Below are 14,173 nucleotides of genomic sequence, written 5' to 3' on the forward strand. Positions count from 1 at the left end.
TTTGATGGGCGGAATCCTCTCATGGCTGGAGTCACTTCTTTAACATTTTCTCGATCTCCAGCATCTCATCCCTTAGTCTGGCAGCTTCCATAAAGTCGAGATCCTTGGCTGCCTTCTCCATCTGCTTACGGGTATCTGAAGCCAGTTTTTTCAACTGGTCCTTATTCATATATGCAACTACAGGATCCGCTGCTACAGTCAGCTCCACTTCATCTCCTGTATAATATTTCTTGGCGCCTTTTTTCTTATCCGCCGCAGAGGTTTGCCCCAAGATGGCTTCCCTGTTTTTAATGATGGTTGTCGGTACTATTCCGTGTTCCTCATTGTAGGCTTGCTGGATACTTCGCCGCCTGTTGGTCTCGTCGATGGATCTCTGCATAGAATCCGTAATCTTATCTGCATACATGATTACCATCCCATTCTCATTCCTGGCAGCCCGACCAATGGTTTGAACTAAAGAACGTTCATTTCTTAAAAATCCTTCTTTATCGGCATCAATGATAGTGACCAGGGAAACCTCAGGCAAGTCGAGTCCTTCCCTGAGCAGGTTTACCCCCACAAGTACATCAAAAACCCCCAGACGCAGCTCACGCAATATCTCCACCCGATCCAGTGTATCCACTTCTGAATGAATGTAGCGGGTCTTCACGCCCGCATTGCTCATATACTTCGTCAGCTCCTCGGCCATTCGCTTGGTAAGTGTGGTCACCAGCACCCGCTCTTTTCGCTCCACCCGCAGCCATATTTCCTCCAGCAAGTCATCGATCTGATTAACACTGGGCCGGACTTCAATGATAGGATCCAAAAGTCCTGTGGGCCTGATGAGCTGCTCCACGATAATCCCTTCAGACTTGATTAACTCATACTCACTAGGAGTAGCGCTCACAAACACCACCTGATTCAGCATGCTTTCAAATTCATTGAAAGTAAGCGGTCGGTTGTCCAAAGCAGAAGGCAGTCTGAAACCATAGTCCACCAGATTTACCTTCCTACTCCGATCACCTCCCCACATCCCCCTGATCTGAGGGATTGTAACATGGCTCTCGTCCACGATCATCAGGTAGTCATCCGGGAAGTAATCCAATAAACAGAAAGGTCGTGCGCCCGCTGTACGGCGGTCAAAATACCTCGAGTAATTTTCCACACCGGAGCAGTATCCGATCTCACGGATCATCTCCAGGTCAAACTCGGTTCTTTCTTTCAGCCGTTTGGCTTCCAAAAAACGACGCTCCTCTTCGAAAAACTGAACCTGCGCTACCATGTCATCCTGAATCTCCCTGATGGCCACCTGAAGCAACTCTTTTCCTGTAACAAAAAGGTTGGCCGGGAATATGCTCACAATGCGCTCTTCTGAAAGCTTCTCGCCCGTCTGAGGGTCTATCCGCTGAATAGATTCCACATCATCGCCCCAAAAAATAAAGCGATAAGCAAAATCTGCATAGGCAATGAAGACGTCCACTGTGTCGCCTTTTACCCGAAAGGTGCCCCTTTTAAACTCCACCTCCGTGCGGCTGTACAGTATATCCACCAGTTGGAATAAAAATTGGTTTCTGGGAATGGTATCCCCCTCCTGAACCTTAATGACGTTTTTCCCAAACTCCTCGGGGTTGCCGATACCATAAATACAGGAAACTGAAGCGACCACTATAACATCCCTGCGTCCTGAAAGGAGCGCAGATGTAGCACTAAGTCTGAGTTTTTCGATTTCCTCGTTAATAGAAAGGTCTTTTTCTATGTAGAGGTTGGTGGTAGGCAAAAATGCCTCCGGCTGGTAATAGTCGTAGTAGGAAATGAAGTATTCTACGGAGTTGTCCGGGAAGAAACTTTTGAACTCCCCATACAGCTGGGCTGCCAGGGTCTTATTATGGCAAAGCACCAGTGTAGGCTTCTGTACCTGCTCGATGACATTGGCCACCGTGAAGGTTTTTCCGGAGCCCGTTACCCCCAGTAGGGTCTGAGCACCTTCTCCATTGTTGATTCCTTCTGTAAGCTGAGTAATAGCCTTGGGCTGGTCGCCGGTAGGCACATATTCTGAACTGATCTTAAAATCCATGTAGATTTAGGAATTCCAAATTTCCCAGGCTCGATCGGCCTGTACATACAGCATTTCCAATCCATTTTTGGTGCGCGCTCCCCTGCGTCTTCCCTCCTTCATGAATGCCGTTTCTTCCGGGTTATAAACGAGATCATACAAGTATTGTTCGGCCCGAATGACATCATAAGGAATATCAGGTTTGCTCTCCAGATTGGGATGCATGCCTAGTGGTGTGGTGTTAACAATCATGTCCACCTTTGAAACGTAAGTGGGGTCGTCTTTCAGGTCCTGGTACACCAGATCACCTCTGTGCTTATCCCTGGAAACGACCATGTACTTAATGCCTAAATCCAAAAAAGCGGCTTCTACAGCTTTGGAAGCACCGCCACCGCCCAAAATCAATGCTTTCTCACAGGTCACGTTCCCCTGAAAATAATTAATCATGGACTGTCTGAATCCAAAAAAATCACTGTTGTAGCCAACTAACTTGTTACCCTCCTTCTTGACCACATTCACTGCCTCCACTTTATGGGCACTGCTATCCAGCCGATCCAGAAACCGACGTATATTTTCCTTGTGTGGAACCGTGACATTCACTCCTACAAGATCAGGATATCGCTCCCAGAGTGCAGGGAAATCTTTGAGGTATTCTATCTCAAAGAGGTCATACTTGTGACTTTCAGTAAGCCCGAGTCGGGTGAACTTCTCCTGAAAATATCCACGGGAAAAGGAGTGACCTAGCGGAAACCCGATTAAACCATATCTTTTCATTATTAAGCTAGTTTTTTTCCTAACCACTCCAAACCACCCACAATGATGATTCCAAGGGAAAAGAATATAATAGCTAAATATAGTTGATTTGGTTGATCTGTAACCGCTGTGAAGTCATTAGGGCTCAAATTCACGAAAACATCTCCGGATTCATCTTTCCAGGGCCATATTTTGTTGAGTGAACCAAGCATGAAGCCGGCCAGAAGGGATAATGTGACTCCTTTATAATGAAGCAGGAGCCAGTGAATAACCTTAGAGAACGAAATAATCCCAACAGCACAACCTGCTGCGAAGGCCGCAATTATAGATAGATCAAGGGTTTTAACAGCACCCAATACAAACTCATACTTCCCCAGCAGGAGAAGGATAAACGAGCCGGAAATTCCCGGAAGGATCATAGCGCAAATGGCAATGGCCCCAGAAATAAAAACAAACCACAGTTCCTCTGGTGTATCACCTGGTGTGAGTGAGGTAATCAGATAGGCCAGAACAGCCCCTACAAATAGTGAAAGGTAGTCCGTCCAACCACGTGTGCGGGGCATGACAAAGTATGCCGAAATCAAAATGAGCCCAAAAAAGAAAGACCAAACAGGGATAGGATGAACCTCCAGCAAATAGGTAATGAGCTTGGCCAATGAAAAAATGCTGATCAGAACACCAGCAAACACATTCACCAAAAATGCACCATTGATGCGCTGCCACAAACCCTTAATATCCAACTTCAGGAGTAGTTTCAACGCCACAGCATCCACCGATTTGATAGAGTGGATTAATTCTTCATAGATGCCCGTGATCAGAGCAATCGTACCACCAGACACACCAGGAATCACATCGGCACCACCCATGGCCATGCCTTTCAGGAGTAGAACAATTCTTTTCATACCATCAAAAAAGCCACCTAGGGGTGGCTAATATTTCTTATTTAAGACTATCGAGAAAATAATCAAACGTATCACCCCTAAGCCCTAGTCGGATGGTCTCCAAAGGAATCACCTCATTCGGGGCAATATTTCCCAGATTTACATTGGTACCAATCAACTTGATAAACCACACCTGCTGAGCCTTCTGGGGAGCTTCCCATAAAATCTTGTCCTCTGGTATCTTGGTAAGTATCTCCTCCACCAAACCTTGTCTTACCTCTCCTGAATCCCTAAAAAGCCCTACATTCCCGCTCTCTCTGGCCTCACCGATTACTTTCCAGGCGCCTGCGTCCAGCTCTGTCTGCATTTGCTCTATCCACTTATAAGGAGGGATGATTTTTGCTGCATCCTTCGATCCCACTTCACTCAGCACAGTCACCTGCTTTGCCAGCGTACTGATGTAGCCACACTTCTCATCATGATTCATCTCTATGGAACCATCAGAAACCTCTGCATACTCTAAACCAAACTGATCCAGCACTTTCTGGTAGTCTGAGAACTGATTTCTGACAATAAAGGCTTCAAAAAGGGTCCCACCGAGGTAAACCGGAAGCCCTGCCGACTTATAGACAGCCAGCTTCTCCTTTAAATTCTTGGTAACATAAGATGTAGCCCAGCCCAACTTCACGATATCGATAAAATCCCCGGATATGTCAATCATATCCTCCACCTCTCTGATACTGAGGCCTTTATCCATAATCATTGTATAACCAGTATTACGTGGCTTGCTCGTACGGTAGGGTATTTGATTTAAATGGTAATTCATAAAAGATGTTTTGACAGGGGATTTTTTAGAAGGCACAAAAATCAGAAATTCTGCTCAAAATGACCTACCGATCCACTAATTGTTTTTTCGGTATTGTTCGATGATTTTGTACAGTGCTTTCTGAGTGTGCAAGTTGGGGAAATAATCAAACAACTGTAGGTGGCCTTCAAAGTCTAAAATAAGGGCAGTTTCGAGGCGATTGATGGCCATCTTGTATTTCCCTCCCTCAATAAGGTACACTACACTCCTGTAAAACAAATCTGCATCATCAGGGCATTCGGCCAGTCCCTCCTCTACGGTGTCCTGAGCCAGTTGAAAGTCACCCTGCTCATAATAAACATTGGACCAATCCAGCCATACCTGAGGGTTTTCAGGATCCATCTCACTCGCTTCCGCATAAGCTTCCAAAGCAGACACTATATTGCCCATCTTCGCTTCGGCATCAGCCACAGCCTTCCAGTAAATGCCATTTTCCACATCGAGCTTCAGTGCTTTATTCAGAAAGTGAATGGCCTCATACCACTTTTCCTGAAGGCCCAGGCAAATACCCAGACCATACCATGCCTCATGATAAAGGTGGTCGAGCTTTGTAGCTTTTTGATAGTTTTTTACGGCCAATTCGAGCTGCTCCATTTTTTCGTATGCAGCACCTATGTGACAATATGTTTCCGAGGTAGGCCCCTCAATGTCCATGGTTTTGGTATACGCATTTAGTGCTTTGTCATACTGCTCCAGACTCATGTAGGCATTGCCCATATTAAAGTGCGCACTGCTGAAATCATCGTCAATAGCCACCGCATATTCGTAGGCATCTATCGATTTTTCAAACTGCTCGAGTTTGTTATAGACTATACCCAGATTGTACCAGGCATATTCAGAATAGGGATCCTGATCAATGAATTTATGATAGTAATCAAGGCTACTTTCGAGTTCGCCTGACACGTCCAGGCAGTAGGCGAGTTCATACAGCGCGTTTTCATTGAGCATATTAAACTCAATGGCTTGTTTGTAGTTTTCCGCAGCGGCCTCATAATTGCCCATCCCCTGAAAGGCCAATCCGATGCTGTAATACACCTCATCTTTATCCTCAGCAAAATCCAGGGTCTTCTGATAGCATTCCACCGCATCCTGATATTCCGAGAGTAAAGAATGAATGGTTCCCTTTTGCATTAGCAACTCAGGGTCATTTGGATGATAGTTAAGCGCCTCCTCCAGCTTTTCTATCGCATCATCCTGTCTATCCAGCTTTACCAGCACATCCGCCAGCTCCATCAGCATATCCACGGAGTATGGATACTGCTCCAAAGCCACTTCACATGCCTTTAACGCCTGATTGTATTTCTCATGATTCTGATAATAAGAGATGACCTGAAGAAAGGTCTCTTCGTCGAAGTAAAATGGCTCCTTGTTTTTAAGGAACGCTTCAAACTTTCTCACCAACTCTCTCTCTTCCTTGCGCTTATACTCTTCTTGCATATAAAAAAGTTAAAAGGGCCTGTTTGTAGTTAAAACAATATACTTTAAAATTCAGTGCGGTTTATCAACACATATCGAAAAGTTATCCACAATCAAACCATCAAATAAGTTCATTGTTCAGCACATTTTGAGGTGAAATTTTTATCCCCAATGACTTCTCGAAACCCTCCATCTGGCTCTTCCTGTGTAGGTCTGACCCAAAAAAATCCACCATTCCTTCTTTGAGCAGTTTCATCGCCATCCTCTTAGGGTTTGAACCGTAAAATCCGTTTAGTGATGGTATTGATACCTGCAACCTCACACCCTTTTCACGAATCTGCCTTAACCATGACAGATCATCCTCCAAATACATGTAGCGCTCTGGGTGGGCTAAGACGGGTACGTAATTAAGGGACTTGAGTTTGAATATGACCTCATCAAAAATGATGGGCTTGGTATGAAATCCGGTTTCCACCAGAACATATCGCGGGGTTCCAAAACTCAGGATTGGCGCTTTTCCGTCTAATAGATCAATCAGGTGAGAATCTATGTAATACTCTGCAGCTGCTTCCACCTCTATGCTCAACTTTTCCTGCTTAAGCAATCTCTTTAACTCACTCAGAGCCTTCAGAATGGTGTCATGGGTATTTGGATAATGATCTGAATAAATATGTGGGGTAGTTATGAGTTTTTTGAAGCCAAGTCTGGAAAATCCACGAATAATTTCGAGTGATTCATCGAAATCACGAACCCCATCGTCAAGATTTGGCAACAGGTGACTATGAATATCAACCCGGATATCAATCCCTACTTTCTTAGAAAACCATCCAAACATATATTCCCCGAACTGGCCACAAAGGTAGGGCTATTATTTAGATTCTTCGTAGTAGCCATAGCCGTAACCATAACCATAGCCGTAACCATATCCCCTTCCGCCAGCCTTCACGGAATTAAAGATTACAGTAAGGTTGTTGAAGCGGTTCATCTTCTTGAGATTCTCTATGGATTTAACAAATGACCGCTTAGAGTAATCAGACCTTACGACATAAAGCTGAAGATCTGACTTTTTCATGCTCAGTACTGCATCTGTCACCAGCCCTACGGGTGGCGTATCCAAGATCACCAGGTCGTAGCGTGTTTTTAGCTCTTCCAGTATGTTGTCATACTCATCATTCAGAATGAGTTCCGATGGATTGGGAGGATTAGGGCCAGCGGGGATATAGTCTAAATTCTGGATGGAAGTATTGGTTATGCACTCATCCAGTGAGTTTTTGCCAATAAGCAACGTACTCATTCCCTTGAAATGAGCTTCATCACCAAAGGCCAGGTGCACCTTTGGCTTACGCATATCCATGTCCACGACACACACTCGCTGCTTGGAGAAAGCCATCACTGCCCCCAAGTTGACCGCAACGAACGTCTTTCCTTCCCCGGAAATTGTAGAGGTGATGGTAATGGTTTTTGTCACCTTGTTTCCATTCAGAAACTCCATGTTGGTCCGGATAGTCCTCAGCGCTTCACTTATGGCTGACTTTGAGCTCGGCATAATTACCAGCTTGGTCAATGGCAGCTTGTGAGTAGTAAACTCAGGAACAGACCCAAGGATCGGCACATTCACCAACTTTTCCAGTTCACGATAACTGGAAATGCTATTGTGCAACAAATACCTAATCAGAAGGAATACAAAAGAAATCAGAAACCCAGCAGCCAATGATATACCATAAATAATAGTGGGCTGGGGTTTGATAGGGGATGCTGGAATTGATGCAGGTGAAAGAATTACGAAATCCGTAACAGTTCCTGCCCTTGTAATTTCCAAATCCATTTTAGTCCGCCATAGCGACATCAAGTAACTTTCATGGAGGTTGTAAAATCGCTTGTTTCTATCAAAACTTGTCCTCATCGATGGGAGTTCGGCAAACAATTTTTCAAGGGATGCGCTCTGTGCACCAAGTTTTTTACTCCGCTCCTTTAGGTATTCGATATGCTTTGGAATCAGAGACTCGATGGATTGTCTAAAAACTTCAAGTTTCTCATCGATCCCCTTAATTACATATGTATTCTCATTGTAATGTCTTAGTTTTTCCTTACGTTGATTTAACAATTCTCTGTATTCTATCAGAAATCCGTTCAAAGACATTGGCATGCCCGGAACAGCTGACTCGGAGAGTAAAGAATCATAGTTATCATAGTTACTATTAAACTCAAGAGCTTCTGAAAGTTGACTATCCAATCGATGCTGAGCAGAATCTAATTTTATAAGATTCTCAATCACACGTTGAATATCAGCCATTAAATTTAGGGTACGATGCTCTATTATGAAGTTTTCAAAGTATGAATCATAAGTTTCAAGCGTATCTTCAGTAACCAGGATTTGAGAGTTCAAAAATTTTATCTTCTGTTCAAGTGCTTGATTTTTGGCTTGTTTGGTATAATCCAGATATAATGTATCAACAGCCATGAGCAGATCACGTGCTTTATACCGATTATAATCCACCAGTGAGATCCGAATGGTGCGTGCAGTAATATTCTCAGGACTCACTGTAATCTTTCCTTGCAAATAGCTAATAAGGGCATCTTTACTATTTACAGTGAAGTAATACTTTCCTGTAGACTCGGGATATTTAAACTGATCCGTTTTATGCAGAATGAAATTAAAATCCTCTGTGATAATGTCCTCGCCAAACTTGTAAGTATGACTTTGTTCAATTCCATTTTGTACATAAATCAATTCGAAGGAATCTTCCGAATTTAGAACGACATCAAACGGCCGGTTATAGAACGAAAGGTTTTTGATTTTGTAAGAAACTACAAAAGGACTATTGCGATAGCGCTCATCTGTCAGATACCTACCATAATAATAGTATGAAACATCCAGATCCACTACATCTACGACCTTTGCAAAGAAAAGCTTTGATCTTAAAAGTTCAATCTCTCCGGACAGTCCGGTACCCATTGTGCCTTTAAATCCTGAAGTTAACCCAAGTGTCGTTGCTTCACTTTCAAAATCTAATTTGAGTAGCGAAGTGGACTGAAAAACAGGTTTTGTGTATCTCACATACACAAAGGCCAGAGAGACCGAGGCTGCTATGAATAAAAATATCCATAACAAACTCTTTCTCAGAATGAACAGAAACTTCTCCAGGTCAAAGGAATTGAATATTTCATCTCCTCCTTGCGTATTTTCTATTTGATCGAAATCCTTCACCTCGTGATACTCTGAATTAGGAGAAAAAATGCGATCACACTGGAAGTAATACTAAGAATTGGGGACACGTCCCTCAAACCAGCCAGCCAGGGCCTTCTCCAGGGCTCAACATAAATGATGTCTCCCGGCTCTACTTTGATGATCGTGGATCTCATACCGTCAATTGTTGTTAAATCCATCTGATAGACCATAGGGTTGGATAGGTCGCCGCGGATCAATTTAATATTGTTTGCCTTCGCTCCAAGACTGAGTCCTCCGTATAAGGCCAGTACCTCAGCCAATGTAAGATTTTCATTTTCCAGAAGTATCACCTGCCCCCCATTCGCTCCCAAAAGTACCACTCGCCTATTGTTTACTTTGATCTTTACAAAACAGTCTTTATAGAACTCATTGTATGCGCTTTGTAGCACTATTTCCGCCTCGTTGACTGTAAGTCCGGCCAAGTTTACCCGGTCCACCACAGGTAACTTGACTACACCATCTACCTGAACCAAATACTCAAACTGCTGACGTGAATTTAAGCGATTGTTCAGATTATTGTTTCCACTAAATATCTCAGGATTGGGATCAATAATTCGCTCCCCATCATTGGTAAATAAGTTTAACTCAATATAGTCATTCACCTGAATCAGATAGTTCTCCTCAGCCTTCTTCACTGGTTCAGACAAATCCTCTTCTGTGAAATTGTCGTCAAGCCGGAACATAATGTCCTGCTTGTAAACCTTACAACTACTTAAAAAAACCACGCACCCAAGGAAAAGCCACCGTATCGTGGAAATATTGAAAATCATATAGAACAACTGAGTTTGATGGCGAAGATAAGCCAAAACCTAAAAATAGCCTTGATACTGTTCATTATAAGCCTGAAACGAATTCATCCATCTTGTCACTATAAAGCTTGATGACCAGTCGCTCATCAAACCGCTCTACAATGCTCTGGCGAGCGTTTTGAGCCATTTGAAATTGCTCCTCATCATTAAGGGAAAGAAACAGGCTCATCTTCGCAGCAAGGTCATTGGGATTTTTGACTTTGCACAGGAATCCATTGTATCCATCAATGAGCACATGATTGCACCCTGGTACATCCGTAGCTATCAATGGCTTCCCCATGGCGCCGGCCTCCAGCAAGGTACGCGGCGTACCCTCCCTGTAAGAAGGTAAAACCACCACATCAGCCTGCGCAATAGCCACCCTCACATCCTCAATATGCTCCTGATAGCTGATCAATCCCTCTTCTATCCACTCTTCCAACTCACTTCTGGAAACCGCTCGTGAATGCTCTTCATCCAATCCACCAATCAAATGAAACTCGGCCTTCCTCCCCTTCCTTCTTAAAATCCTGATGGCTTCAATGAAATCGTATATTCCTTTCTCCACCAAAAGCCTACTAATCATTAAAAAGACGGGAATGGAGTTCTCTGGAGGTGAATCGGGCTTAAAGTGATCAACATCTACCCCTGAGCCAGGAAGAAGACTTGTTTTGCTCATATCAATCCTCACAAACCTGCCAAATTCTTCACGATCATCCGTGTTCTGAAAAAACACCCAACTATTGAACCGAAACGCAAATGAATAGAGTGTTGTGGCCATTTTCTTTACCCATCCTTTCCATAAAAAAGTAGTCCCCAATCCACTCACATTACAGATACAGGGGATTCCAAGCCACCCGGCTGCTAACGAACCATAGATGTTGGGCTTGATGGTGTAGGTCAGCACCACGTCGGGTCTTTCTTCCTTCAGAATGCCTCGCAATTTCAGGAACAGAACAAAATCAGCGAAGGGGTTCATACCACTGGCAGACATGGGCAGGTCAATAATTCTGCACCCAAGATCCTGAAGCTTTTTCGAGTATGCATCCGCGGGAGCGATGGCAATCACCTCATCTCCACGATCAAGAAAATACCTCACAAGACCCCTGCGAAAATTATAAATATTCCAGCTGGTATTAATGATAATCGCAATTTTCATGGATGATACTGAGCAGCCTCCTGATTTTAGTTAATTTTGAACTTCCTGATAACAATATATGTAGTGAAGCACAATATCAGGGAATTTTTATGATAGAAACTAAAAAAGAACAAGAATACGGCGTGTTGGTTGCTGTCACCCCAAAGTTTCAGGCTGACGATAAAACCATTGAGTTTCTTGAAGAACTGGAATTTCTGGTGCAAACACTGGACATCAAAGTAGAGAAGACTTACGCTCAAAAGCTGGAGCGTCCTGACACCAAAACTTTTGTTGGCAAAGGGAAACTGGAAGAAATCAAGGAGTTTGTCAAGGCCAAAAACATTGGCAACGTCATTTTTGATGATGACCTCACGCCTTCTCAACTGCGCAACCTCGAAAAGGAGCTGAAAGTAAAAATATACGACAGAAGTTTACTGATTCTTGATATTTTCCTCAAAAGAGCCCAAACCACACAGGCCAAAACGCAAGTGGAGCTGGCCAGGTATCAATACCTGCTGCCTCGTCTGACCCGCATGTGGACTCACCTGGAACGCCAAAGGGGAGGCACTGGCACACGTGGTGGAGCCGGAGAAAAAGAGATAGAAACTGACAGAAGGAATATCCGAAATCAGATCAATGTCCTCCGTAAAAAGCTGGACAAAATAGAAACTCAGGCTGCCACCAGGCGAAAATCAAGAGATGGAATCGTGCGCGTAGCGCTGGTAGGTTATACCAACGCGGGGAAATCCTCCCTGATGAACCTCATTAGTAAAGAGCAGGTGTATGCCAAAGACGAACTCTTCGCGACAGTGGACTCCACCGTCCGCAAGGTGGTGATTAATCAAATTCCTTTTTTACTGTCCGATACTGTTGGTTTTATTCGCAAACTCCCACACAACCTGATCGAGTCGTTCAAATCTACTCTGGAAGAGGTAAAGGAAGCGGACTTCCTGCTCCACGTTATCGATGTGTCCAACCCGGCTTATGAAGATCACATACAGGTGGTGGAAAAGACCCTTGAGGAGATTGGTGCTGCTGATATTAAGACCATTAGGATTTACAATAAAGTAGATAAAGTGGAGGACATTGCCGAGCTTCATTTGAACGAGAACGGAGCAAATGACCAAGCGATGTTTGTCTCTGCCAAAACAAAATACCATTTGACGGAGATGCGTGAGCTCCTCGCCAAAGAAGTAAAAAAAGAGCACATCAAGATTTATCCCAATTACCTGGAACCGGAAACTTATTGACATTAAGGTGATGTTGGTCTTGCCAAAGGCATCAAGCCTCTGAGTATTTCAGATTCTGAAGAATTATGATTAAAATGGGTAGCTGAAACCTCATCAACATGCCCATTAACACTACTTTTCAGATTGGAGAAAAAGCGGATGCCTATGATGCCATAGTCATTGGCTCCGGTGTCTCCGGCGGCTGGGCCGCCAAAGAACTTACCGAAAAAGGCCTAAAAACCCTGGTGCTCGAAAGAGGTCGCCCGGTGGAGCATCGAAAAGACTACATCACCGAACACAAAGCTCCGTGGGAATTTGACCTGAGGGGGCAACTCACCCAAGAGGAGAAAAAGGAATATTCACAGGCTGTAAGAATCGGTTACCTGGACAAAACTGCGTTGCATTTCTTCTCAAAGGACTCAGAAAGCCCATATGTAGAAGAAAAACCATTTGTCTGGGCACGGGGATATCAGGTGGGTGGCAAATCCATCACCTGGGGACGCTATACTTTCCGCATTTCTGATCTGGATTTTGAAGCCAACCAAAAAGAAGGTGTGGGTGTGGACTGGCCTATCAGGTATAAGGACATAGCTCCCTGGTATGACTATGTAGAGCAATTCGCGGGAATTTCCGGCGAAAAGCTGGGACTCGACTATCTCCCTGACGGCAACTTTCAAAAGCCTATGGAGCTGAATGTGGTCGAAAAGCATTTGAGAAAGCGAATCCGCGAACTCTATCCTGAAAGATACCTCACCATCGCCAGAGCGGCTGTTTTGACAGAGCCCATTGGCGAGCGTGCACCCTGCCACTACTGTGGGCCGTGCTGGCGCGGTTGCAGTACGGGCTCTTATTTCAGCTCCTTGTCTTCTACTCTACCTGCGGCAGCTGCCACGGGCAACCTTACCATCCGCCCTTTCAGTGTGGTACACAGCATCATTTACGACCCGGAAACCCGGAAAGCATCAGGCGTGCGAGTGATCGACAGTGAGACCAAAGAAACCATAGAGTTTAAGGCCAAAGTGATCTTTGTATGCGCCTCGGCAATGGCCTCCACCCAGATCCTGCTCAACTCCAAATCTGAAGAATTTCCTGACGGTATTGGCAATACCAGTCGCGTGCTGGGCCATTACCTGATGGATCATCACCTGGGTATGGATGTCAACGCCACAGTCCCTGGTTTTCTGGACAGAACCACTCGTGGTAATCGCCCCATTGGCTTTTATATCCCGCGGTATAGAAACATAGGCGGAGCCTCAGATATGCCCGATTTCTCCAGGGGATATGGCTTTGAAGGGGCTGCCTATCGAGAGGGGTGGTCAAAAGCCTTTGGTATGGAGGGCTTTGGTGCAGACTTTAAAAACAAAATAAAGGAGGCTGGTGAATGGAGGGTAGGCATGTGGGGATTTGGAGAAACCTTGCCTTACTACGACAATCACGCCCGGCTTCACCCGACGGAAACAGATGAGTTTGGCATCCCGAAGATGGTTTTCAACGCAGAAATTAAAGACAACGAAAAACGTATGCGGCAGGATTGCCTGGACTCTATGGCAGAGATGCTTGAAAACATTGGTTGCACCAATATCACGGCTGAAGACAATGCCGCCGGGGCGGTGCCAGGGTTTGGTATACACGAAATGGGCACTGCCAGGATGGGAAGAGACCCCAAGACTTCATTTCTCAATGGCAACAACCAAGCGCATGAAGTACCGAATCTATTCGTCACGGATGGGGCCTGTATGACCTCCTCTCCTTGTCAAAACCCCTCTATTACCTATATGGCCCTCACGGCGCGAGCTGCTGATTTTGCTGTGAAACAATTAAAATCCGGAAACCTATAATCGC

At 44.6% G+C, this 14,173-nt stretch carries 11 protein-coding genes; 2 read left to right on the forward strand and 9 right to left on the reverse strand.

From position 1 onward, the window contains the following. Positions 1-31: 31 nt before the first annotated feature. The 9 genes from uvrB to ACHKAR_RS15610 form a co-directional block, all read right to left on the reverse strand. Positions 32-2,053 carry an excinuclease ABC subunit UvrB gene (gene uvrB, locus ACHKAR_RS15570; protein WP_395418297.1) on the reverse strand — a complete coding sequence of 674 codons (2,022 nt, stop codon included), beginning with the start codon at positions 2,051-2,053 and terminating at the stop codon, positions 32-34. Between the two features lie 6 nt (positions 2,054-2,059). Beyond that, entirely contained in the window at positions 2,060-2,806 is a 747-nt protein-coding gene (locus ACHKAR_RS15575; protein WP_159583338.1) for a shikimate dehydrogenase family protein, read from the reverse strand. A 2-nt stretch (positions 2,807-2,808) separates the two neighbouring features. After that, positions 2,809-3,687, reverse strand: a complete 879-nt coding sequence (locus ACHKAR_RS15580) for a DUF368 domain-containing protein (protein ID WP_395418299.1) — start codon at positions 3,685-3,687, stop codon at positions 2,809-2,811. A 37-nt stretch (positions 3,688-3,724) separates the two neighbouring features. Further along, positions 3,725-4,492 (reverse strand): phosphosulfolactate synthase, encoded by a 768-nt coding sequence (locus tag ACHKAR_RS15585; protein ID WP_159583334.1) that lies wholly within the window; start codon positions 4,490-4,492, stop codon positions 3,725-3,727. 75 nt (positions 4,493-4,567) lie between these two features. Beyond that, complete coding sequence (locus tag ACHKAR_RS15590) at positions 4,568-5,968, reverse strand: tetratricopeptide repeat protein (RefSeq protein ID WP_159583332.1); 1,401 nt, start codon at positions 5,966-5,968, stop codon at positions 4,568-4,570. A 100-nt stretch (positions 5,969-6,068) separates the two neighbouring features. Continuing rightward, positions 6,069-6,782, reverse strand: coding sequence for a tyrosine-protein phosphatase (locus tag ACHKAR_RS15595; protein ID WP_395418300.1), 714 nt, complete (start codon positions 6,780-6,782; stop codon positions 6,069-6,071). A 33-nt stretch (positions 6,783-6,815) separates the two neighbouring features. Next, entirely contained in the window at positions 6,816-9,155 is a 2,340-nt protein-coding gene (locus ACHKAR_RS15600) for a GumC family protein (protein WP_395418301.1), read from the reverse strand. Continuing rightward, entirely contained in the window at positions 9,152-9,859 is a 708-nt protein-coding gene (locus tag ACHKAR_RS15605) for a polysaccharide biosynthesis/export family protein (RefSeq protein ID WP_395418303.1), read from the reverse strand. The genes ACHKAR_RS15600 and ACHKAR_RS15605 overlap by 4 nt, the downstream gene beginning before the upstream one ends. Positions 9,860-10,010: 151 nt before the next feature. Continuing rightward, positions 10,011-11,123 carry a glycosyltransferase family 4 protein gene (locus ACHKAR_RS15610; protein WP_395418304.1) on the reverse strand — a complete coding sequence of 371 codons (1,113 nt, stop codon included), beginning with the start codon at positions 11,121-11,123 and terminating at the stop codon, positions 10,011-10,013. A gap of 89 nt (positions 11,124-11,212) precedes the next feature. Between ACHKAR_RS15610 and hflX the strand changes: the two genes are divergently transcribed. Together hflX and ACHKAR_RS15620 are read left to right on the forward strand one after the other, a co-directional pair. Beyond that, positions 11,213-12,352: a GTPase HflX gene (hflX, locus tag ACHKAR_RS15615; protein ID WP_159583322.1), complete on the forward strand. Its 1,140-nt coding sequence runs from the start codon at positions 11,213-11,215 to the stop codon at positions 12,350-12,352. A gap of 98 nt (positions 12,353-12,450) precedes the next feature. After that, positions 12,451-14,169, forward strand: coding sequence for a GMC oxidoreductase (locus ACHKAR_RS15620; protein ID WP_395418306.1), 1,719 nt, complete (start codon positions 12,451-12,453; stop codon positions 14,167-14,169). Positions 14,170-14,173 lie beyond the last annotated feature (4 nt).

Source organism: Marinoscillum luteum, assembly GCF_044005705.1.
Classification (GTDB): domain Bacteria; phylum Bacteroidota; class Bacteroidia; order Cytophagales; family Cyclobacteriaceae; genus Marinoscillum; species Marinoscillum luteum.

Coding starts and splice junctions, on each gene's coding strand:
- uvrB (WP_395418297.1), bottom strand. CDS start 2,053: ATGGATTTTAAGATCAGTTCAGAATATGTGCCTACCGGCGACCAGCCC.
- ACHKAR_RS15575 (WP_159583338.1), bottom strand. CDS start 2,806: ATGAAAAGATATGGTTTAATCGGGTTTCCGCTAGGTCACTCCTTTTCC.
- ACHKAR_RS15580 (WP_395418299.1), bottom strand. CDS start 3,687: ATGAAAAGAATTGTTCTACTCCTGAAAGGCATGGCCATGGGTGGTGCC.
- ACHKAR_RS15585 (WP_159583334.1), bottom strand. CDS start 4,492: ATGAATTACCATTTAAATCAAATACCCTACCGTACGAGCAAGCCACGT.
- ACHKAR_RS15590 (WP_159583332.1), bottom strand. CDS start 5,968: ATGCAAGAAGAGTATAAGCGCAAGGAAGAGAGAGAGTTGGTGAGAAAG.
- ACHKAR_RS15595 (WP_395418300.1), bottom strand. CDS start 6,782: ATGTTTGGATGGTTTTCTAAGAAAGTAGGGATTGATATCCGGGTTGAT.
- ACHKAR_RS15605 (WP_395418303.1), bottom strand. CDS start 9,859: ATGTTCCGGCTTGACGACAATTTCACAGAAGAGGATTTGTCTGAACCA.
- ACHKAR_RS15610 (WP_395418304.1), bottom strand. CDS start 11,123: ATGAAAATTGCGATTATCATTAATACCAGCTGGAATATTTATAATTTT.
- hflX (WP_159583322.1), top strand. CDS start 11,213: ATGATAGAAACTAAAAAAGAACAAGAATACGGCGTGTTGGTTGCTGTC.
- ACHKAR_RS15620 (WP_395418306.1), top strand. CDS start 12,451: ATGCCCATTAACACTACTTTTCAGATTGGAGAAAAAGCGGATGCCTAT.